This window comes from Desulfobacteraceae bacterium (assembly GCA_022340425.1).
Lineage (GTDB): Bacteria > Desulfobacterota > Desulfobacteria > Desulfobacterales > JAABRJ01 > JAABRJ01.
This window is the reverse complement of the sequence record JAJDNY010000141.1, coordinates 1-20,427: the sequence shown is the minus strand read 5'-3', so window position 1 is coordinate 20,427 and position 20,427 is coordinate 1. Positions and strand designations below refer to the sequence as shown.

At 63.4% G+C, this 20,427-nt stretch carries 19 protein-coding genes; 9 read left to right on the top strand and 10 right to left on the bottom strand.

Annotated elements, in window-relative coordinates; all coding sequences use genetic code 11:
* Nucleotides 1-390: 390 nt before the first annotated feature.
* From LJE63_12305 to LJE63_12260, 10 genes are all read right to left on the bottom strand, one after another.
* Nucleotides 391-885 (bottom strand): Slp family lipoprotein, encoded by a 495-nt coding sequence (locus tag LJE63_12305; protein ID MCG6907387.1) that lies wholly within the window; start codon nt 883-885, stop codon nt 391-393.
* Between the two features lie 59 nt (nt 886-944).
* A complete protein-coding gene (locus LJE63_12300) occupies nt 945-2,573 on the bottom strand; it encodes a hypothetical protein (protein MCG6907386.1) in 1,629 nt (542 codons plus the stop codon).
* 154 nt (nt 2,574-2,727) lie between these two features.
* Nucleotides 2,728-3,495 (bottom strand): class I SAM-dependent methyltransferase, encoded by a 768-nt coding sequence (locus LJE63_12295; GenBank protein ID MCG6907385.1) that lies wholly within the window; start codon nt 3,493-3,495, stop codon nt 2,728-2,730.
* Nucleotides 3,476-4,723, bottom strand: coding sequence for a glycosyltransferase family 4 protein (locus LJE63_12290; GenBank protein ID MCG6907384.1), 1,248 nt, complete (start codon nt 4,721-4,723; stop codon nt 3,476-3,478). Before LJE63_12290 ends, LJE63_12295 begins: the two co-directional genes overlap by 20 nt.
* 234 nt (nt 4,724-4,957) lie before the next feature.
* Nucleotides 4,958-5,662 (bottom strand): hypothetical protein, encoded by a 705-nt coding sequence (locus tag LJE63_12285; GenBank protein MCG6907383.1) that lies wholly within the window; start codon nt 5,660-5,662, stop codon nt 4,958-4,960.
* 157 nt (nt 5,663-5,819) lie between these two features.
* Nucleotides 5,820-6,488, bottom strand: coding sequence for an L-fuculose-phosphate aldolase (locus LJE63_12280; protein ID MCG6907382.1), 669 nt, complete (start codon nt 6,486-6,488; stop codon nt 5,820-5,822).
* A gap of 271 nt (nt 6,489-6,759) precedes the next feature.
* Nucleotides 6,760-7,263 (bottom strand): dihydrofolate reductase family protein, encoded by a 504-nt coding sequence (locus LJE63_12275; GenBank protein MCG6907381.1) that lies wholly within the window; start codon nt 7,261-7,263, stop codon nt 6,760-6,762.
* A 13-nt stretch (nt 7,264-7,276) separates the two neighbouring features.
* Nucleotides 7,277-7,774, bottom strand: a complete 498-nt coding sequence (locus LJE63_12270; protein ID MCG6907380.1) for a bifunctional nuclease family protein — start codon at nt 7,772-7,774, stop codon at nt 7,277-7,279.
* A complete protein-coding gene (miaB, locus tag LJE63_12265) occupies nt 7,764-9,170 on the bottom strand; it encodes a tRNA (N6-isopentenyl adenosine(37)-C2)-methylthiotransferase MiaB (protein ID MCG6907379.1) in 1,407 nt (468 codons plus the stop codon). The genes LJE63_12270 and miaB overlap by 11 nt, the downstream gene beginning before the upstream one ends.
* Entirely contained in the window at nt 9,167-9,448 is a 282-nt protein-coding gene (locus tag LJE63_12260) for a DUF4911 domain-containing protein (protein ID MCG6907378.1), read from the bottom strand. The genes miaB and LJE63_12260 overlap by 4 nt, the downstream gene beginning before the upstream one ends.
* Before the next feature lie 182 nt (nt 9,449-9,630).
* Between LJE63_12260 and recJ the strand changes: the two genes are divergently transcribed.
* The 9 genes from recJ to LJE63_12215 all read left to right on the top strand — a co-directional run.
* Entirely contained in the window at nt 9,631-11,346 is a 1,716-nt protein-coding gene (gene recJ / locus LJE63_12255; GenBank protein MCG6907377.1) for a single-stranded-DNA-specific exonuclease RecJ, read from the top strand.
* 185 nt (nt 11,347-11,531) lie between these two features.
* Nucleotides 11,532-11,951 (top strand): hypothetical protein, encoded by a 420-nt coding sequence (locus LJE63_12250; protein MCG6907376.1) that lies wholly within the window; start codon nt 11,532-11,534, stop codon nt 11,949-11,951.
* A gap of 4 nt (nt 11,952-11,955) precedes the next feature.
* Entirely contained in the window at nt 11,956-12,975 is a 1,020-nt protein-coding gene (locus LJE63_12245; GenBank protein MCG6907375.1) for a ribonuclease Z, read from the top strand.
* Nucleotides 12,976-13,484: 509 nt separating this feature from the next.
* Nucleotides 13,485-14,525, top strand: coding sequence for a diguanylate cyclase (locus tag LJE63_12240; GenBank protein ID MCG6907374.1), 1,041 nt, complete (start codon nt 13,485-13,487; stop codon nt 14,523-14,525).
* On the top strand, nt 14,522-16,486 hold the full coding sequence (locus tag LJE63_12235; protein MCG6907373.1) for a response regulator: 1,965 nt from the start codon (nt 14,522-14,524) through the stop codon (nt 16,484-16,486). The genes LJE63_12240 and LJE63_12235 overlap by 4 nt, the downstream gene beginning before the upstream one ends.
* 309 nt (nt 16,487-16,795) lie before the next feature.
* A complete protein-coding gene (locus LJE63_12230) occupies nt 16,796-17,719 on the top strand; it encodes a TRAP transporter TatT component family protein (GenBank protein ID MCG6907372.1) in 924 nt (307 codons plus the stop codon).
* A 43-nt stretch (nt 17,720-17,762) separates the two neighbouring features.
* Nucleotides 17,763-18,776 carry a TRAP transporter substrate-binding protein DctP gene (gene dctP / locus LJE63_12225; GenBank protein ID MCG6907371.1) on the top strand — a complete coding sequence of 338 codons (1,014 nt, stop codon included), beginning with the start codon at nt 17,763-17,765 and terminating at the stop codon, nt 18,774-18,776.
* Nucleotides 18,777-18,790: 14 nt separating this feature from the next.
* Nucleotides 18,791-19,285 (top strand): TRAP transporter small permease subunit, encoded by a 495-nt coding sequence (locus LJE63_12220; protein MCG6907370.1) that lies wholly within the window; start codon nt 18,791-18,793, stop codon nt 19,283-19,285.
* Nucleotides 19,282-20,427, top strand: a 1,146-nt coding sequence (locus tag LJE63_12215) for a TRAP transporter large permease subunit (protein MCG6907369.1), incomplete at its 3' end; no start/stop codon positions are given. The genes LJE63_12220 and LJE63_12215, both read left to right, overlap by 4 nt.

Sequence of the window (20,427 nt, the reverse complement as noted above, 5' to 3'; positions counted from 1 at the left end):
CCTGCGGGCTGCCCGGCGCTTCTCGCAGCCGGCGGGCCCTGTGGAACTCGCTGGCGCTCAAACAGCCACAGGGCCATTATAGCCGGCTGCTGCGATGCTCGGCCCGGGACAATGGGACATAAATCGCCGGCCTCAACAAAGGGTTGAGATAAGCCTGTGATCTTTGAAAAACCCCATACCTGCGTGGATTAGCCCTGATTTCCTTAGAAGATGAAATGTGAGGGCGGGGCCCATAAAAAATGACAAAGCGGTAAAAAGTAAAAATCCAGACGGTTTCGAAAAAATTTCAAGTTACGGCGCGCAAATCTCAGCGGCGTGAGGCGTGCAACTTTACGCCGCAGCGACTTCGAGATGCAGCGCAACGCAGAAATTGAGCTTTTTGCGGAACCGTCAAAAATGGGTGCCCACGCCGACGCCGAAGTGAAAGGCCGGTGAGGTGCTGGCCGGGGCGGCCGGCCACAGCTTGATTTCGGTGGGCAGCAGCCGGGGGTAGCGGTAGTCGAACCCGCCGATGGCGCGGGTTTCACTGCCGCTGAGGGTGCCGACCACCGTCAGCAGTGCACCCGGTTTGTAAAGCGCCGGGTCCAGGAATTCGGCTGCCTGAACGAGAAACCGTCCCTGGGAGACGGCCTGTGCTTTGGGGCGGTCCTGCCAGTCCAGCGGCAGCTCCAGGGCGATCAGTTCGGTGCCCCCAGGCGATGGGGCAACCTCCAGGATCCTGCCGCCCAGGAGCACCATCTCTCCCGCGTAGCGCTCCGGTTCGGCCTGGAGTGCGGAAAACGGGTCGGTGCAGGTCACCAGGGCCTTGGCAGCGGGGGAGAGGCCGGCCGCGCAGCCGGCCAGCAAGAGCAGCAGCAGGCCGGCGTAAATGGTATTGCGGTTCATGGGCGATGCTCCTTTTGGAGACGGCTGGGGTTGGAAACCACGCGGCGCCCGGCAGGAGATCAGAGGTAACACGGCCGCGGGGGTTCCAGCCAGGCCGCCCCCAAATGCAGACAGAATTTGATCAGGATCCGCTGCACCTCCATCGCCCGGCCGAGGTTGAAGGGATAGAGCTGCCAAATTTCGCGCACCAGCAGCTTCTGTAGGCGGAAGCGGACAAAGTCGTTGATGAAGCCGACGACGGCGGCCGAGATCAGGTGGTCGTCGCGATTGAAACTGGGGTCGATGTCCGCCAGGACGCCCTTGAGGGTCACCATGGCCTTTTGGAACATCAACAGGTCCGGGGAAAACACGATTCCCAGGCGGCTCATGCGGTCAAAGAGGTGCTCGATGGCGCTCAGGATGCCGGCGAAGGCCGGCCCCCGGCGGCAGAGGGCTTCATCCAGCAGGGCGCGCACGGCCTCGGTGGTGCCGCCCCGGGCGGTGGCCTGGCCGGCGGAGAGGAGGTCGACCGCCAGCATCGCGATGGTGTGGTTGCGGGTCAGCAGCCCTGCCCCCAGCAGCAGCAGGCCGAATCGCTCCAGGCGCTCCAGGCGGCCGGTCATGGCCCAGTCGTAGAGGATGATGCGGGGCCTTTCGCCCTCATAGGTGTAGGCGATGTTGCCGGCGTGCGGGTCGCCGTGGAAAATCGCCTCGGGGCGAAGGTCCTGAACCGGCCGCAGAATACAGACCCGCGCCAGGGTGGCGGCCAGCCGCCGCCGCTGCTGCTGCGAGAGGTGGCCCACCTCGGTGATCTTGCGCCCGTCCAGGCGGCTCATGGCCGTCATCTCGGGGGTCGAGACAGGCAGCCTTTCCGGCAGGGCCACCGCGTCGTTGCCGGCATAGTAGGTCCGCGCGGCATCCAGGTTGGCCTGTTCGGCGGGCAGATCGGTCTCGTTTTCCAGCAGGTGACGGGTCTGGTCGATGGTTTTCTTGAACTGAAACTCTCCCAGCCCCCAGCGCTCGCGCTGGCCGTCGAGATGGTCCCCCAACCGGCTCCAGAGGGCCAGTTCGGCCGGCAGGTGCCTTCGGATGGCCGGCTTGACCATTTTCAGCACCGCCCGCCAGCGGCGATCGTTGGGGTGGTCGGCGACCGTGGCGGGCACCACGGCACAGACCGTGGCTTCGGCCAGGATGCGGTTTTCGGGGGTGATCGTGTACTGCGGCAGCATGGCGGTCCGCTCTGAATCCAGTCCGTCCTGCAGATGGTGGTAGTCCAGGGTGCGCACGTTGTTTTCAAGCTCCGTCAGGGCGTCCCTGAAATCCTGGGGCAGCCCCGGCGTGCGGCCGATCACCTGGCCGAGCTTCTGGAGGGTGGGCATGTCCCGCACCAGGGCCAGCAGGCGTTGGGCCGGAAGAGCATCCAGGGGCAGGATCAACTGGTCGACGATCTTCTCGGCCAAACGCTCCAGCGGCAGGCCTGCCAGCAAAAACACCAGGCCCTCGTGCACCATCGGCTGAAAACGGTTGTAGCGCTCGGGCAGAAAACGGACGATCCCCGAAAAACGGACCAGGGCCTGCGCCAGGGCTGTCAGGGTGCCGGCGGCCTGGCTGTCGCGAAGCACCGCAAGGGCGCGGCCATGGCGTTGTTTGCGGCTGGGGGGTCTGCCTGCGATGGGGTCGTTGATGCGCAGAAAAGGCGCCAGGGCCATCAGATTATCAGGGTGTTGGTGGATTTGGGTGGCGTTCATTGGAGGATGGGAAAACTCCTTTTATCTCAAGATAAAAACAACAAATTTAAATTTAAGCCATCATCCACCGGGTTTCAACCCCAAAGATTAGCCGAAGGCCGGTCGGGTGTTGTCGCTATCGGAAATCGAGGCGTGCGGCTTCAAGCGCAGCGGGGCCGGCCGGGTCAGGGGCGGGGAGGCTTTTTTTGAGATAGAGCACCAGGCTTTTTCCCAGCACGGGGTTCAGCAGCCGCTCCAGCAGTCGGCTGAGCCGCGGTTTTCGCATCAGGTCCCAGACCAGCAGGCGGTGGTAGCCGTTGACTGCCACCACATCGGTCCGGCCGGGTCCCACCAGACACTTCAACCACCAGTAGGGCGTGTGCAGGCTGTGGGCCCAGTGCCGCGCCCAGAGCGTCAGGCCGGCCTTTGTCAGCAGCCGGCGAAGCGCCCCGGAACGGTAGATGCGCAGATGCCCGCCTTTGGCGCTGCGGTATTCCCTGGACAGGGTCCAGCAGAGCGCCTCGGGGTAGCAGCGCGGCACGCTGACCACGAGGTTCATGCCCGGCTTGAGGACCCGCGCGATTTCAGCGACCGCGGCCTGGTCGTCGGGCATGTGCTCCAGGACTTCGGAGCAGATCACCAGGTCGAAGCAGGCGTCGCCGAAGGGCAGGGCGCCGATGTCGGCTGCAAGCGTCTGCCAGCGCCCACGGCATAGGCCGATCCCTTGGTGATAGAAGAGCCGTTTAGCGGCCTCCCGGATCGCTGACGGGCTGCGGTCGACGCCTATTACCGTGATGCCGGGATAAGCTGCGGCCGCAGCGGTGTGGCGGCCGCTGCCGCAGCCGATATCGAGGATGCGGTGGCCGGGCCGGATGTCCAGGCGCTCAAAGTCGACCGTGAGCATCGATTACCTCCCGGTAAACCGCCGCCGTCTGGGCGGCGGCGCGCTCCCAGGTGAAAACCGCCTGAACCCGGCGGTAGCCCGCCTCCCCCAGGGCGCGGGCGCGCCGGGGGTCCTTCAGCAGGGCGGTGATGGCCTGGGCGAGGGCCAGCGGGTCGGCCGGGGGCACCAGGATGCCGGCATCCCCCACCACCTCCGGTAGCCCCCCCCCGGTCGTGCTGATCACCGGGACCCCGCAGGCCATGGCTTCCCCGACCGGCAAACCGAAACCCTCGTAGACCGACGGCACCACGGCCAGGGTGGCGCGGGCATATTGGCGGACATACTCGGCGTCCGCGATGCGGCCGGTGAAGTGGACCCGCTCGGCAATCCCCAGCCGCCGGATCAATTCTGCGACGGTGCCGTTCTCGTTCGGCGTGCCGACCACCACCAAGCGGATGGGGTGCTTTGGGGCGATGGCGGCGACCGCCTCCAAAAGAAAACGGAGACCTTTGAGCGGGATGTCCGCACTGTTGGTGACGATGAGCCGGTTTGGCGCGCGCTCCACGCCGGGCAGGGGGTGAAATTGGCGGGTGCTGATGCCGTTTGGGATCACCCGGAAACGGTCGGCGGGCACCTTGAATTCGCGGGCGATATCCCGCCGGGAGTGGCGGGAGACGGTGATGATGCGGGCAAACCGGGGCGCCACCCGCCGCTGCATACCGATGAATGAGTGCCAGCGCAGGCTTTTGAGCTTTTGGGGGAAGCTCTGCGCCGAATGGATCGCCACCGCGCGATCGACGCTGATGGGGTGGTGGATGGTAACCACCGTCGGCACCCGCCGGGCGATCAGGGAGATGCCGTAGGACAGGCTCTGGTTGTCGTGGATCACGTCGAAGTCCCCCAGCCGCCGTCGCAAAAATCGATAGGCCCGCAACCCGAAGGTGAAAGGTTCGGGAAATCCGGTGGTGGCGACGCCGATCCACTCGATCAGATTGACCGGGTCGGCCAGTTCCCGCAGGGAAGGAACACGGAACGGGTTTTCAGGGTTGTAGAGGTCCAGGCAAGGCAGACGCTGCAGCGGAATGTCGGCGTCCAAGGCAAGCTCGGGGGGGCCTGAAATAACCGTCACGTTGTGCCCCAGGTCGGTCAGCGCCCGGCTCAGGTTTTTGACATAGACCCCTTGGCCGCCGCAGTGGGGGTTGCTGCGGTAACTGATCAGGCCGATTCGAAGGGGCTTTGGGCACGCCATGAGCGTTTGCTTGGATCCATCGTCACTGCAAGGGGGCTGTTTGCCGGGTTATCCTAAACAGTCCCCGGATGCCATCTGCGGGGCGCTTTTAGCAGCTCGCGAAAGAACTCTGCCTATCGGAATCGAGGCGAATTTACAACCCGTTTTTGGCGCCCTTCAGGGGCGGCCTATTTGGCGATCCGGGGGCTTTGGAAGCGGGGGCGCAGCCCCGAGGGGGGCCGGCAAAGGGGTGGGTCATCTTGTCTGGGGAAGTGCCGTGACCAGCGAAGCCGCCCTTTCGGGCGCAGCGCCCATGATTTCCAGCGCAAACTGCTGCCCCACGTAGGCCCGCTGCAGGAGGGATCTAAGTCGGTGGAAATCTTCCTTGCGGGGCTTCACTGGCCGCCCTTCAAAGATCAGCTCAAGGGGCGCTGCGCTCCCCCGCGGGCCGCTGAACATGTGCTGGTGAAAAAACCGGGAGACCTGCTGATACCCGGCAAACCAGCCCCGGGCGCCGCCGTCACCGTATTTGCGGATGCAAAACCGGCGCAGGACGGCGATCTGGATGGTGCAAACGGCCGCGGCTTTGAACAGGGAGTCGTCGGGCGGTACCGGGTCGCAGGTGCCCGGCGCACAGCGCTCAAGCCGCTGCTGGAGAAGTTCCAGATGCTCGGCGCGCAGCTTTTTGTCCGTGAGGTCCATGATTTTTTCGCGAATGAACCCCAGCGCGTCGTCCGCCTGCTGGGAGCACTGCTCGATGGTCAGCAGGTCGCTTAAAATGCCCGCCTGGGATTTCGCATCGAAGGAGTGGATGTGTTGCTGGAACAGCCGGTGGTATTTCCCGGACTTGCGGGTGGGGGGGGTGTCGAAATCGTCCCAGACTTCCCGGAGGGTCAGCTCGGGGGCGGTGTGCAGGCTCTTCTTCCGCCCCCGGAAGGTGTTGAAAAGTGTTTCAATCATGGGCGCAGTCGGTTTCCGGCTTGGTGCGATCCTGGTTTCAACAAGAGGCGGCATCACCGGCCGCCGGGGAGCCTCCCGTAACGCGTGCTGCTCGGAGGCTGCATGTCACTTGCTGTTTCCATCGGCTCTGCGCCCCGGGTGGTTAAACCTTTTCAGCCTACCCGGCGCCGGTGTCTCCACCGGGGGGCCGCTGGCCGTAAGTTTCAAATTTTTTGAGCACCCGCCCCATTTCCTCCTCCGGCAGAATTTTGGGGGCCCCCGCCAAACGGGTCTGGTAGTAAAGGCGCGCCACGAATTCGATCTCCTCGGCGGTCGCAAAAGCCTGGGGGAGGTCCGCGCCCACCGTCACCAGCCCGTGGTTGGCCATCAAAACGGCGTTGAAATCGGCGATGGTCTCGGCCAGGTTGTCGGCCAGTTCCCGGCTGCCAAAGGTGGCATACGGCGCCAGGGGCACCTTGAGGCCTGAAAACCCGACCAGGTAGTGGACTGCCGGGATTTCCCAGTGCAGGCAGGCCAGGGTGGTGGCGTAGACCGAATGGGTGTGTACCACGGCGCGCACGTCAGCCCGTTTGCGGTAGAGGGCGATGTGAAAACCCGCTTCACTGGAGGGCGTGCGGTGGCCTTCGATCACCTCTCCGGCCAGATCCACAATCACGATATCCTCGGGGACCATGCGGTCGTAAGCGATGCCGCTGGGGGTGATGGCCACCCGCGACTGTTGCGGCTCGCAAAGGCTCAGGTTGCCACCGGTGCCGGTGGTCAATCCGCTGGTGAGAAGTTGTTGGCCGTAGTGGACGAGGGCTTGGCGTGCGGTGGTCATCAGCATGACGGGGGGTCTCCTGCTTGGACAGTTCCGTAAAAAACCCAATTTCCGCGTTGCGCTGCATCTCGAAATCGCTGCGGCGTACATAAGTACGCCTCACGCCGCTGAGATTTGCGCGCCTTAAACTTGGCTTTTTTACGAAACTGTCTGATTTTTTCTTTTTAGCGGTCCATGTGCTTTGGTATTTTGGGTTTGCGGGCATCCCGCCCGCGGTAAAGGCTTGTCCGAAGGGGTTCGGGTGCGCGCCGCGGCTGCAGATCGCCAGAGACCGGCGCTATCGTACAACCGCGTAGTGGGCCAAAATCGCGTCGCTGCCCAGGATCTCGGCGGAGAGCAGGCGCAGCTTGAGGGGGACCTCACCGGAAAAAAGGGCGATGCCGCTGCCGAAAAAAAGGGGGCAGATGGTTAACATGATCTCGTCGATCAGACCTTCGCGGGCGAACACGGTGTTGATCACAGTGCCGCCGGCCAGAATCGCCGTGGTGTAGCCTTCGGCTTGCAGATCGGCCAGCACCTCGCGGGGGGGCTTGGCGGTATAGACCAGCTCGGGGGAATCGGACTTGCGGTTTGGGTCGCGGGTGAGCACCACATTCTTGCGTCCGGGCAGGGGGCTGCCGATGGTGTCGTAGGTTTTGGAGCCCATGATCAGCACGCCGGCGGCCTTGGTGATGCGGACAAAGAGGCGCTTGTCCTCCTTGCCGGTCCAATCGGGGAAATGGCCGGAGTTGCGGCCGATCTTGCCGTCCAGGGTTTGGGCCATCAACAGGATTACCTTCATCTGCCAAGGACCCTCAGACCTTGTACTTGCCGAAATGCTCGGGGGAGAGGTTTTTGAGATAATCGGCCCACTTTTGCCCCTCCTCGCTTTTATCCAGGGGCTCGCCACCCTCGCTTTCGGTGGCCGATTTTTCAATCACCCGGTCGTCCACGAAAATGGGGGCCTGAAAGCGCAGGGCGATGGCGATGGCGTCGCTCGGCCGCGAGTCGATGCTGAAGGTCTGCGCATCGGTGACGTAGTGGATTTTGGCGTAGAAGGTGTTGTCGCGCAGGTCGCAGACCTCCACGCGGGTGACCTGGCAGTTGAGTTTTTGCAGCAGGTTTTTGAGCAGGTCATGGGTCATGGGGCGTTCAAATTCGATGTTCTGAAGCGCTGAGGCAATCGCCGTGGCTTCCAGTAGACCGATCCAGATGGGTACGGCCTTGTCGCTCTCATCGACCTTGAGGATGATGATCGGGGTGTTGGAGTTCGGGTCCATGGTCAGACCCGCGATGGTGGCTTTATGCAGCATGGCTCTGTTCTCCTTTTGCGCCGGCGGCGGGCGCTTGGCATTCCAGGGGGCGGCCTCTGAGCGAGTGTGCAAAGGCGTTTTCGATCCGGACGTCGAGCAGCAGACCGGGGTAAATGGGCGCCAGGCCGGCTGGGCCGTCGGCGGCGGAAAAGTGGACGATCCTGTTGGTGGTGGTGCGGCCCACCCACTGGGGTCCAGGGGGGCCGTCACCCGGCTTTTGAGCGGCGTCATCCACCAGGATGCGCTGGACGGTGCCGATCAGGGACTGGTTTTTGCGGCTGCTGTTCAGGTCTTGAAGGGCCAGAAGGGCCTGCAGGCGCCGTTTTTTTTCGGCCGTCGGCACCTTGTCGGCAAAACGGGCGGCCGGCGCCGTGCGGCGATCCGAATACATGAAGGCGAAGCCCCCGTCGAAATCCACCTGGCGGATCAGATCAAGGGTCTGGTCGAAATCGGCGGCGGTCTCCCCGGGAAAGCCCACGATGAAATCCGAGGTGATGGCGATGTCCGGCCGGATCTGCCGCAGGCGCTGCACTTTGTCGAGATACTCGGCGCGGGTGTAGCGGCGGTTCATTTTTTTGAGGACCCGATCGGCACCGGATTGGACCGGCAGATGAATGTGGTTGCAGAGTTTCGGCAGGCGACCGAAGGCCTGGATCAGGGGTTCGGAAAGGTCCTTGGGGTGTGAGGTCGTAAACCGGATTCGCGCCAGCCCGGGGACGGCGTCGACCCGTGCCAGCAGCTCGCCAAACGGGCACAGGCCCTCCTTCAGCCCGTAGCTGTTGACATTTTGTCCGAGGAGGGTCACCTCGCGCACGCCGGCGGCGACCAGGGCTTCGATCTCGGCGACGATCCGCTCCGGCGCCCGGCTGGCCTCACGCCCCCGGACGTAGGGAACCACGCAGTAAGTGCAGTAATTATCGCAGCCCTGCATGATGGTGACAAACCGCGTCACACCCCCGGGGATCACCGTGGCGGTGCCTGGGTCGGTCTCCATGAAGTCCGCGGTCATGGCGACGTCTGCCAGGCGGCAGCGCTCCCGCTCGATTTTGTCCACCAGGGCCGGCAGCCGTCCGATGGCGTGGGTCCCGAAAACCAGGTCCACGTGGGGCATCCGCTCCAGGATGCGGCGGCCCTCCTGCTGGGCCACACAGCCGCCCACGGCGACGATCAGGCGGGGATTGCAGCTTTTGAGGGGGGCCAGGCGGCCCAGGTAGCTGAAGACCTTCTGCTCGGCCTTCTCGCGGATGGCGCAGGTGTTCAAGAGGATCAGGTCGGCTTCTTCGGCCGACGCCGCCGGAAGGTAATGCAGGGCTTGCAGGCCGGCGGCCATTTTTTCGGCATCGTAGACGTTCATCTGACAGCCGATGGTGTGGATGTAGAGGCTCTTGGTTTTCATCGGGTTCGTTTGGGTTGGGCAAAAGACCGCTCCACGCTTCCATGGGCGCCGGCGGGGGTTTCGCGCGGCTCCATCCGGATCGTCGGGGACAGGTCGTTTAAAACCGCCGCCACCTCCCCCTCGCAGCCCGGCGCGATCGCCAGCCGAACCGTGCCCGAGTCCCGCTCCAGGGTGGTGAGAACGGCGATGCCCTCATAGGCTTCCAGCACAAATTTCAGAAAGGCGATGTTGCGGCGATCGATTCGCAAGATTCGGGTGGTGGTCTCAAGCGGCGTCATTTGGTTTCTCATTCCTTCAATCTTTTAAAACTATCACCATCCTTCGAGAGATTTCAATCAAAAATCCGTATTTTACGGGGACTGCGCCCAAAGAACGTGGCCCCTGGCGGGGAAACCAGGGGGAGGCGGCGGCCGTCAAAATCGGGGTTGTCCCCCATCCTGGAATCGGCTATGACCGGGGCATGGAAAAGCACTGGAGCGTTTTGTCAGCCGAGCCCCGGGCGGTCGACCGTATCGCCGCGGCCTTCGATCTTGACCCGATCATCGCCACCATTCTGGTCAACCGCCGTCTGGAAAGCGAGGAGGCGGTGCACCGCTTTTTGAATTCCGGCCTGGATCAACTGCGCCCCCCCCACAGCCTGGCCGGGATGTCCGCGGCGGTGGAGCGCATCGTCCAGGCCATCCACCAGGGGCAGCGGATTCTGGTCTTCGGCGACTACGATGTGGACGGTGTGACCGCCACGGTCATGCTGCTGGAGTTCCTGACACAGGCCGGAGCCGAGGCGACCTACTACATTCCCCACCGGGTTCGCGAAGGCTACGGGCTGCAGCCGGCTCACGTGACGGAGTATGCCCGCGGCCGTGACATTGGGCTGATCGTCACCGTCGACTGCGGCTCCGGCAGTCATGCCGCGGTGCAGGCCGCCAGAAGCTGCGGTATCGGCGTGGTGATCACCGACCACCACAGCGTTGCGCCGCCTTACCCCGAGGCGGATGCGTTCGTGAATCCCAAACGGCAGGACTGCGGCGCGGGCCTGGAGCATCTCTCCGGTGTGGGCGTTGCCTTCTACCTGGCCGCGGCCTTGCGCCAGCGGCTGCGGGCGCAGGGACACTGGCAGGGCCGCCCGGAACCCAACCTGAAAACGGCCTGCGACCTGGTGGCGCTCGGCACCGTGGCCGACGTGGTGCCCCTGCAGGGCGAAAACCGGGTGCTCACCCGCGCCGGCCTGGAGATGATCAACCACGGTCGCAGGTTGGGCCTGCACGCCCTGGTGGAGAGCTGCAGCCGGGATGCCGGCAGGCTGGAGGCCGAGGACCTGGCCTTCAAGCTGGCCCCCCGCCTGAACGCCGCCGGCCGCATGGCTCACGCCCGCCAGGCGGTGTCCCTGCTGTGCGCCGACGGGGCGGAGGATGCCCGGCGCCTGGCCGAAACCCTGAACAATCTGAACAGCAGTCGGCAGCAGATTGAAAGCCAGGTTTTTGAAGAAATTCTGCGGCGCCTGGAAACCGACCCCGCCGCCCTCTCGCGGCGAACCCTAATCGTGCACGGCAACGGCTGGCCCGAGGGTGTCCTGGGGATCGTGGCCGCGCGCCTGGTCCGGCGCTTCTGCATGCCCGCGGTGGTGCTGTCGGTGCGCGACGGTCTCGCCAAGGGGTCCGCCCGCAGCCTGCCGGGAGTTGACCTGGCCGAGGGTTTGGCCACCTGCCAGGCTCACCTGGAGACCTTCGGCGGGCATGCCCTGGCGGCGGGCCTGAGCCTCAAAAGCTGCAATATCGACCGATTTGCCCAGGCCCTGGAAAGCGTCGTGACCGCGACCACCGACTGCGACCTGCTCCGGCCGCAGGTGCAGCTGGACTGTGAATTGCCCCTGAACGCCGTCACGGAGGCCCTGATCGACGGTCTCGAGATCTTAAAGCCTTTTGGCGTCGGCAACCTGGAACCCCTTTTCATGGCGCGGGATGTGGTCGTCAAGTCCAGTCAAATCGTCGGCCGGCGCCATCGCCGGATGGTGCTGCAGCAGTCCGGCCCTGAGGCGGGCAGCCGGCTGGCGGCGATCCAGTTCAACATCGATCCGCAGCAGCGCCAACCCGATTTTTTCCCGCGAATGGCCTACCGGCTGCGCTGGAACCGCTGGAACGGCAGCCGCACCCTGCAGTTGTTAATTGAGGAGATCTGAACATTTTGCTTGCAATCGGAAATTCCTGCCATTATTATGCCCGGAAAGGTGGTCAAGTAATTCCATAACTCTCTGTCAATAAAACAAAAATTATCTTTTGTGGGGGCTTCCAGACAACCCCTTTGCAAGGGGCGGCGCCTCTTGAAACCCGGGCGTCGGCGCGGCGGCACAGAAGGGAATCAGCAATGGCGAAAGTTTTTCGACCCAGCACCCGAGAATCCAGCATCCTATCCAAGATCGAGTCCTCAAAGGAGTTTGCCCGCCGGCGGGCGATTCAAAGCGTGCGGGACTGCATCGATCAATTGGCCAACGGCATCGCCAGTAAGCTGGTGGAAAACGAGCTGGTGGAAACCCACAACAAAAACAGCCTTCAGGAACGCATCCACAAATGTCTCGAAACCCTCACCAACGCGGATGACTTCGACATCGATTACCAGATCGCGCCTTTCCGCCGCCTGGTGGCGCAGCCCCACGTGGTCAGCCTCTACGTGACGGCCTTTGTCATCGAAAAATTGATCAACGACAAAGACATTGTGGACATCTACGGTTCCGACGATGAGATCTACGCCTGCATTCATCATCAGGTGAGCAAACACCTCCCCTGAGTGCATGCGCCCCTCATTTCACCCCCGGCTGGTCAACGGCCCCTTCGACGATCCAGCCCTCTTTATCCCCTTTCTGCTCCAAAAGCGCGCCTTCCTCTTCGATCTGGGGGACCTTCACGCCCTCGCCCCGCGCGAGGCCCTCAAGATCAGCCACGCCTTCGTATCCCACACCCACATGGACCACTTCATTGGCTTTGACCATCTCCTGCGGCTGTTTCTCGGTCGCGAAAAACACCTCTGCCTCTTCGGTCCGCCCGGATTTTTGGCCAATGTGGAGGGTAAACTCTCCGGCTACACCTGGAATCTGGTCGGTCATTACACCAACCGGTTTGTCCTGGAGGTCAGCGAGGTCCATCCCCAGGCGCTGCTGACACGCCGTTACCGGGTGCAGGACGGTTTCCGCCCGGGCCCGGTGGCCGAGCGCAGCCCTTTTGACGGCACGTTGCTGATGGAACCGGGGCTGACCGTCACCGCAGCGGCCCTGGATCATCGCATTCCATCGCTGGCCTTTGCCCTCCAGGAACAATTCCACATCAACATCCGCCGGGACCGGCTGGAGGCCCTGGGGCTGACCCCGGGGGATTGGCTCCAGGGTTTCAAAAAGGCGCTTTTTTGCCGGCAGGATCTGGCCTCGGTCTTCGAGGTTCCCTCCCGGTTTGCCGGGGGGCGCCCGCGGCTGTTTGCCCTGGGGGTTCTTGCCGCCGAAATCGCGGTGAACTCCCCCGGGCAGAAAATCGCCTACGTTGCCGATGCGGTCTACAGCCCTGGGAATATCGAAAAGATCCTGGCCCTGGCGACAGGGGCCGATCATCTGTTTATCGAGGCGGCCTTTTTGGACGCGGAGCGGCTGAAAGCCCGTGAAAAATTTCACCTGACCGCCCGCCAGGCCGGCGAAATCGCCGGGCGGGCGGGGGCCCGGCAGGTGACCTTTTTCCATTTTTCACCCCGCTACCGCTCCGGGGAGGCGCTCACCCGGGAGGCCCGCCTGGCCTGGCGCAACTGGCAGGCGGCGGAGGCATCCTGATCCAACGCTTTCCCTTCACCGATCCCCTGGGCTTCGATCTCGACCGCTGCGTCACCGATCGGTCCCGCCATGGGCTGGCCCAGGTGGAAGCCCGCATCCGGCAGGATCCCGCAGCCCTTGTGAGGGATTTGCTGCAGAAGGTTTTCGCTCAGTAGCCCCCGACTTTTGACGCCCCGCGGCCGCCTTGCTCAGGCAGCCGCGGGGGTTGTCCTGTTTTCCAGGCGCTCGCCAACCCTCCGTCAAAGCCACGGCCGCCGCGGCATTTTCAGCCGGTTCAGCCTTCCTTTCTCCTATGGTTTGCACCGCCCGCTGCGCTCCAGACGCAGAGAGCGCCGAGAAAACAGGGAAATGGCGCATAGATCACATTTCCTAAAACCTTTCGAATCAAAAGGCTTTGCCACCGCCGCCCGCGCCTGTGGCGCTGCGGTCCACAGCCCCGGCCCGTCTAAAGGAATCCGCGACCCGGGCCGATACCTATCAGCCAGAAGATGAAGCAAAAGGAGTTGTTGGTGAGCAGTCCACTTGAGCAAACCGAGTCGCCGTCGTCCCATTTTCCGGTCCTGGTGGTGGAAGACCAGCCGGTGTCGCGCCTGCGTCTGGTGAAGACCTTGACCAAGGCCGGCTACGAGGTCGTGGCGGTCGAAAACGGTCGTCAGGCACTCGAAATCCTGGAAAAACGCTATTTCCCGTTCGTTCTGACGGACTGGATGATGCCCGAGCTGGACGGCCTCGAACTGTGCCGCTGGATCCGCGGCGGGTCCCGTCCAGGCTACGTCTTCGTGGTACTTTTGACCGCCCGGGACGACAAGTCCGATATGATCAAAGGGCTGGAGGCCGGCGCCGACGATTACCTGATCAAACCGTTTATCACCGCCGAACTCTTCGCCCGCCTCAAGACCGGGCGGCGTTTTCTGGAGCAGGAGCGTTCCCTCAAGCTCGCCTGCGAGGCTATTCGCAAACTCTCCAAGACCGACCCGCTGACCGGATGCTACAACCGCGGCTACCTGAATGAGCGCCTGCCCCAGGAAATCCTGCGGGCGCGCCGTTTCGGGCATTGCCTTTCCTTAGCAATCTGCGACCTAGATCACTTCAAGCGCGTCAACGACACCCACGGACACCCGGTCGGCGATCAGGTCCTGACGGCCTTCGTCAAACGGGTTCAGCGCTCCATCCGCGATCAGGTGGACTGGGTGGCCCGCTACGGCGGCGAAGAATTCTTGATTGTCCTGCCGGAAACCGATCTGGCGGGGGCCGCTTGCATGGCCAAACGCCTGCTGAAAACCATTTCCGAGCGGGAGGTCCAAGCGGGGGCCGTGCGCATTCGAATTACCGTCAGCATGGGTGTCACCGGTTTCGGGCCGCAAACCCCGGATGCCCTGATCAGCCTCGAAAATCTGGTGCGTCAAGCCGACAGCGGCCTCTATCTGGCCAAGGCCCAGGGGCGCAACCGCGTCAGCGTGATTCCCCTGGAATCGGCTCAGCCGGCGGGCTGCACCCCATCCCCCCCCAATTTCCCGCCGCAATGCGGCTTGGAAGAATGTGCCCGATGAAAAACATTTTGGTCGTTGACAATCATCCGATGCTTCTGAAATTCATGGCGAATCTGTTGACCCGTCAGGGCCACCGGGTGGTGACCGCCCAGGACGGCCTGTCCGCCCTGGAGTTTTTGGAGGAGTTCCGACCGGATGTTGTCTTTCTGGACCTGGTGATGCCCCACATCAGCGGCAAACAGCTCTGTCGCGTGATCCGCAGCATGCCGGCGCTGGAAAACAGCGTTGTCGTGATTCTCTCGGCGGTGGCAGCCGAGGAGAACCTCGACTGCCGCAGCCTGGGAGCCGACGCGTGCATTGCCAAGGGGCCTTTCGACAAGCTGGCGGCGCATGTCCTGGAGGTGATGCGCCTGATCGAAGACGGTCGGGTGGCGGCGCTGAGCGAGCGCATCTGGGGCCGCGAGGATGTGGTGCGGCGTGAAATCACCCATGAACTGCTGGATTCACGGCGCCATTTCGAGATTATCCTGCGCAACATGTCCGAGGGGATCCTGGAGCTGAATGGTGATGCCCGCATCGTAGCGGCCAATCCAGCGGTCTTGAGGATCGTCGATGGCAGCGAGGAGCGCCTGCTGGGGAGGCGTCTGGCCGATCTTTTCGTCGGCGAGGACCGCTCCCGGATCACCGCCCTTTTGGCGCGCTGCAGCCAGGGGGCGGTCCAAAGCCCCGAAAACAGCCCGCTGACCCTCCAGGGGCGGTTGGTGAGCCTGGAGATCATCCCGGTTTCCTCCCCTGCTGGCGGGTCGCTGGTGGTCATTCTCAAGGATGTCACCGATCGCAAGCGAATAGAACGCCAGCTGGAACAGGCACGCAAGATGGAGGCGGTCGGGACCTTGGCCGGAGGCCTGGCCCACGATTTCAACAACCTTTTGATGGGGGTCCAGGGCAATGTCTCCCTGATGCTGATGAGCATTGATTGCGGCACGGCCCATTATGAAAAACTCAAAAGCATCGAAAAGCTGGTTCAAAGCGGCGCCAAGTTGACTTCCCAATTGCTGGGTTACGCCCGCAACGGTCACACCGATCGTCACCCCCTGGACCTCAACGGCCTGGTGACTGAGATGGCGGCCCTCTTTTTCCGCAACAAACATGAGATTCGCGTGGAATCGTGCATGGCTGCCGATCTGCGGCCGGTCGACGCCGATCAGGGTCAGCTGGAACAGGTCTTGATGAACCTTTTCGTCAACGCCTGGCAGGCCATGCCCCAGGGGGGCCAGCTGATTCTGAAAACCGCCAACGTCACCGAAGGGCAGATACGCAGCAAAGTCTACAAACCGCGGCCGGGCGCCTACGTCCTGCTCAGCGTGACGGATACCGGTGTCGGCATGGACGCCCAGATCCAGGAGCGGATCTTTGAACCGTTTTTCACCACCAAAGACCTGGGGCGCGGCACCGGGCTCGGCCTGGCCTCGGTCTACGGTATCGTCAAGGGTCACCGTGGCTATATCGACGTCCAATCGGCGGTGGGGCAGGGCACGACCTTCACCCTTTATCTGCCCGCGTCCGGGCGGCAGGTGGTAGCCTGTAAACCCGAACCGGAGACCGTCAAGGGCAGCGGCACGGTGCTGCTGGTGGATGACGAGGAGGTGATTGTCGAGGTCGCTTCCGGCATGCTGAAGCTGCTCAACTACACGGTCCTCACGGCCCGTTCGGGATCCGAGGCGCTGTCGCTTTTCACTGAGCAGCGGGAGCGGATCGACCTGGTGATCCTGGACATGATCATTCCCGACATGGACGGGGCTCAGATTTTCCACCGTTTGAAAGGGATCGCCCCGGACGTCAAGGTGCTGCTGGCAAGCGGCTACAGCCTGAAAGGCAAAGCGGCGGCCCTGCTGGAAAACGGGTGCAGTGGATTTATCCAGAAGCCTTTCAATCTTCAGGCGCTCTCCCAGAAACTCGAAGCCATCCTGGGTGCGCCGTCACCGGCTGCGGCCGACCTTGCATTGCGCAATGCTTCCTGAAAACAGGTGCCTCCGGCCTGCCGTTAACGAAGGCTCGGCGCGCCGGGGGGTGGGATTATTCGCTGCGGATCCCTTCAGACCGCCCCTGCGGCCTGTGATTAGCGCTTGACAGCACAACCCCTTTTCACTAATTGAATACAGGTCCATGGACCTGCACTCCCGCTGACAGCTTTAAATCCCTGGGATTTTCACCCGCCGCCGGGGCTTGCCATTGCCCTGCGGTTTCGCCTGCGGATACCCGGGTCCCCCCTGAAGCCCGAAACCCGACCGGAAGGCCCGGCACGGGGCCCCTTCTCCTGCGGAATGCTGATGACTACAATGGTTCAAGACGATACCGCCGGCAGGTCTGCGCCCGCCGTAGCCGCCGACGCTCTGTGTCGCCAGGTGATCATAGGGCTGCTGCTGGTCTTTTGGGCGATGGGCCTTTGCGGCTGCGCGGCCCTGCTGTCAAATGCGGCAGCCGATCTTTCCGACGATCTGGCCTATGCCATTACAGACGCCGACGATTTGGAAACTGTGGAGGCCGGCGGGCCGGCCTATCTGCTGATGGTGGACGGCCTGATACACGGCAACCCGCACAATACCCGGCTGCTGCAGGCCGGCGCAACCCTTTACAGCGCCTATGCCGGCATTTACGTGGATGATGAACAGCGCGCCCAAAAAATGACCGCTAAGGCCAGGGCCTACGCCCTGCAGGCGGCCTGCAGCCGCCGTCGGGAGTGGTGCGATCTGGAGGCGCTTGATTTCGACGGCTTCAACCGCGCCATCGGGGCGGCGCAAAAAAAGGACGCGCCGCTGCTCTACGATCTGGGGGCCGCCTGGGCGGGGTGGATTCAGGCCCGCCAGCGGGACTGGGATGCGATCGCCCAGATTTCACGGGTGGAAGCCCTGATGCAGCGGGTGGTGGCGCTGGACGAAGGCCATCAGGAGGGGGGGGCGCACCTTTATCTGGGGGTCCTGGCGACCCTGCTGCCCCCGGCGATGGGGGGCGAGCCGGAGAAGGGCCGCGCCCATTTCGAGCGCGCCATCGCCCTGTCAAACGGCCGCAATCTCATGGCCAAGGTCAGTTTCGCCAAGCACTACAGCCGGCTGGTGTTCGACCGCGACCTGCATGACCGGCTGCTGCAAGAAGTATTGGACGCTTCTCCCAAGGCCCCAGGCCACACGCTGCTGAATGTTGTCGCCCAGCAGCAGGCCCGGGAATTGCTGGACAGCGGGGACGATTATTTCTGACTCTTTTTGGCGCCGGGCCGCCAGGAATTAGCGGGGGACTGTGGTGAAGGGATATCTGAACATCGTTTGGGTCGGGCTGCTGGGCCTTACCCTGGGCCTGACGACGCCGTCCGCGGCGGCCACGGTTTTCAAAATCGCGACCCTCTCACCGGAGGGCTCGTTCTGGATGGAAAAAATGCGTGAGGGCGGCCTCGAGGTGGCCCGCCTGACGCAGGGGCGGGTGCAGTTCAGATATTACCCCGGCGGCGTCATGGGCGACGACAAGGCGGTGCTGCGCAAGATGCGCATCGGCCAGCTGCAGGGGGGGGCGGTGGTGGCGGGTAGCCTGTATGATTTCTTCAAGGACTGCCTGGTCTACGGCCTTCCCATGGTCTTTACATCCTTTGCGGAAGTGGATCACGTCCGCAGCCACATGGATGGTCTGCTGCTGGCGGGGCTGGAAAAAGGCGGCATCGTCTGCTTTGGAATCGCCGAAGGGGGCTTCGCCTATATCATGTCCCGTGAGCCGGTGCGAACCCTTGACGACCTCACGCGGCAGCGGGTCTGGGCACCGGACAATGACCCGACGACCCTCAAGGCGGTCCGGGAGTTCGGGATTACCCCGATTCCGCTCTCACTGGCGGACGTGCGCGCCAGCCTCCAGACCGGTCTGATCAACACCGTGGCCACCCCGCCGATCGGCGCCGTCGCCCTGCAGTGGCATACCCAGGTGCGCTACCTGCTGGAGCTGCCGCTTTTCTATATTTTCGGCACGATGGGGGTCAACACGCGGGATTTCCGCAAGCTCTCGCCGGGCGACCAGGCGGTCACGCGCGAGGTTATGGGCCGGGTCTTCCGCGAGATCAACCGGCAGAATCGACAGGACAACGTCAGCGCCATGGAAACTTTGCGCAAGCAGGGGATTGAGTTTATCCGCCCCTCCGCCCAGGAGTTGGCCCAGTGGCACGCCATAGGCGCGGACGCGATGCATGAAGTCGTCGAAGCCGGCAACATCTCACCGGAATTCATGGCCATCTTCGAACGCCAACTGAAGGCCGCCCGATCTCAAAACCCCTAACCCGGATGAGGCCCATGCGCGCCTGGTTGACACGTTCGCTCAGCCTGCTGCAGCGACTGGAGGACGCCGTGCTGGTCGGCCTGCTGACAGTCATGATCGCTTTGGCGGTGGCCCAGATTCTCCTGCGCAACCTCTTCGAGGGGGGGATCCTCTGGGGGGATTTGCTGGTGCGGGTCCTCGTGCTCTGGCTCGGGCTGCTGGGCGCCATGGTGGCGACCCGCCAAAACCAGCACATCCGCATCGACATCATCGCTCGATTCCTGCCCGAGCGGATCCAGCGGGGCGCGGACGCCCTGGTCGGCTTTTTCACCGCAGCGATTTGCGCCGTGGCGGCCTGGTTCGGCTTCCAGTTTGTCGCCTCGGAGTGGGAGTTCGGCGGTCTGGCTTTTGCAGGGGTTCCCGTCTGGCTGTGCGCGGCCATCATCCCCTTGGCCTTTGCCGTCATCGCCCTGCGGTATCTGATCCTGACCGCGCTCAACCTGAGACGCAGCGTAAAGCCCGAAACGTGACCGCACTTTTCCTCGCCCTCGCCCTGATCCTTTTGGCGCTCCTTGGGGCGCCTCTGTTTGCCGTCATTCTGGCGGTCGCCATGGCCGGTTTCTGGTCGCTGGGAGTGGATCTGTCGGTGATTGCCATCGAGCTCTACCGGCTGGCCGACACCCCGGCGCTGGTGGCGCTGCCGCTTTTCACCTTTGCCGGCTATCTGCTGGGGGAGAGCCAGACCTCGCGGCGGCTGGTGCGCCTGACGCGCGCCCTGCTGGGCTGGATGCCCGGCGGGCTGGCGGTGGTGGCCTTCGTCACGTGCGCTTTTTTCACCGCCTTCACCGGCGCCTCGGGGGTGACCATCGTCGCCCTGGGGGCGCTGCTCTACCCGGCTTTGAAGCAGGCCGGCTTCGGTGAACACTTCAGCATGGGACTGGTGACCACCTCCGGCAGTCTCGGGCTGCTCCTGCCGCCTTCGCTGCCGCTGATTCTCTACGGCATCATCGCCCAGCAGCTGAATGTGGGCCGCGATCTGGCCATAGGGGACCTCTTTCTGGCGGGCATTCTGCCCGGCTGCCTGATGATCGTATTGCTCTCCGCCTGGAGCGTGTGGGTCAACCGCCGCCACCCGATACCGCTGGTGCCTGTCTCCCGCAGGGAAGCCTGGGAGGCGTTGCGCGAGGCGGCCTGGGAAATTCCCCTGCCGCTGTTCGTGCTGGGGGGGATATACGGCGGTTTTTTCGCCATTTCCGAGGCCGCCGCTGTTACCGCCCTCTATGTGCTGGGGGTGGAGGTCTTCATCTACCGGGAAATCAAGCTGCGTCAGCTGCCCGGCATCATGCGCGAATCGATGATCATGGTCGGGGGCATCCTGCTGATTCTCGGGGTTTCGCTGGCGTCCACCAATTTCCTGATCGACGCCCAGGTTCCCATGCGACTGTTTGCCTTTATCCAGGCGCACGTCTCTGGCAAAATCGTCTTTCTGATCCTGCTCAACCTTCTGCTCCTGGTGCTGGGGGCGATCCTCGACATCTTTTCGGCGATTGTGATCATGGTGCCTTTGATCCTGCCGGTGGCGGTCAACTACGGGGTCGACCCCGTGCACCTGGGAATCATTTTTCTGGCAAACATGCAGATCGGCTACATCACCCCACCGGTGGGGATGAAC

Coding starts and splice junctions, on each gene's coding strand:
- LJE63_12305 (MCG6907387.1), bottom strand. CDS start 885: ATGAACCGCAATACCATTTACGCCGGCCTGCTGCTGCTCTTGCTGGCC.
- LJE63_12300 (MCG6907386.1), bottom strand. CDS start 2,573: ATGGCCCTGGCGCCTTTTCTGCGCATCAACGACCCCATCGCAGGCAGA.
- LJE63_12295 (MCG6907385.1), bottom strand. CDS start 3,495: ATGCTCACGGTCGACTTTGAGCGCCTGGACATCCGGCCCGGCCACCGC.
- LJE63_12290 (MCG6907384.1), bottom strand. CDS start 4,723: ATGGCGTGCCCAAAGCCCCTTCGAATCGGCCTGATCAGTTACCGCAGC.
- LJE63_12285 (MCG6907383.1), bottom strand. CDS start 5,662: ATGATTGAAACACTTTTCAACACCTTCCGGGGGCGGAAGAAGAGCCTG.
- LJE63_12280 (MCG6907382.1), bottom strand. CDS start 6,488: ATGCTGATGACCACCGCACGCCAAGCCCTCGTCCACTACGGCCAACAA.
- LJE63_12275 (MCG6907381.1), bottom strand. CDS start 7,263: ATGAAGGTAATCCTGTTGATGGCCCAAACCCTGGACGGCAAGATCGGC.
- LJE63_12270 (MCG6907380.1), bottom strand. CDS start 7,774: ATGCTGCATAAAGCCACCATCGCGGGTCTGACCATGGACCCGAACTCC.
- miaB (MCG6907379.1), bottom strand. CDS start 9,170: ATGAAAACCAAGAGCCTCTACATCCACACCATCGGCTGTCAGATGAAC.
- LJE63_12260 (MCG6907378.1), bottom strand. CDS start 9,448: ATGACGCCGCTTGAGACCACCACCCGAATCTTGCGAATCGATCGCCGC.
- recJ (MCG6907377.1), top strand. CDS start 9,631: ATGGAAAAGCACTGGAGCGTTTTGTCAGCCGAGCCCCGGGCGGTCGAC.
- LJE63_12250 (MCG6907376.1), top strand. CDS start 11,532: ATGGCGAAAGTTTTTCGACCCAGCACCCGAGAATCCAGCATCCTATCC.
- LJE63_12245 (MCG6907375.1), top strand. CDS start 11,956: ATGCGCCCCTCATTTCACCCCCGGCTGGTCAACGGCCCCTTCGACGAT.
- LJE63_12235 (MCG6907373.1), top strand. CDS start 14,522: ATGAAAAACATTTTGGTCGTTGACAATCATCCGATGCTTCTGAAATTC.
- LJE63_12230 (MCG6907372.1), top strand. CDS start 16,796: ATGACTACAATGGTTCAAGACGATACCGCCGGCAGGTCTGCGCCCGCC.
- LJE63_12220 (MCG6907370.1), top strand. CDS start 18,791: ATGCGCGCCTGGTTGACACGTTCGCTCAGCCTGCTGCAGCGACTGGAG.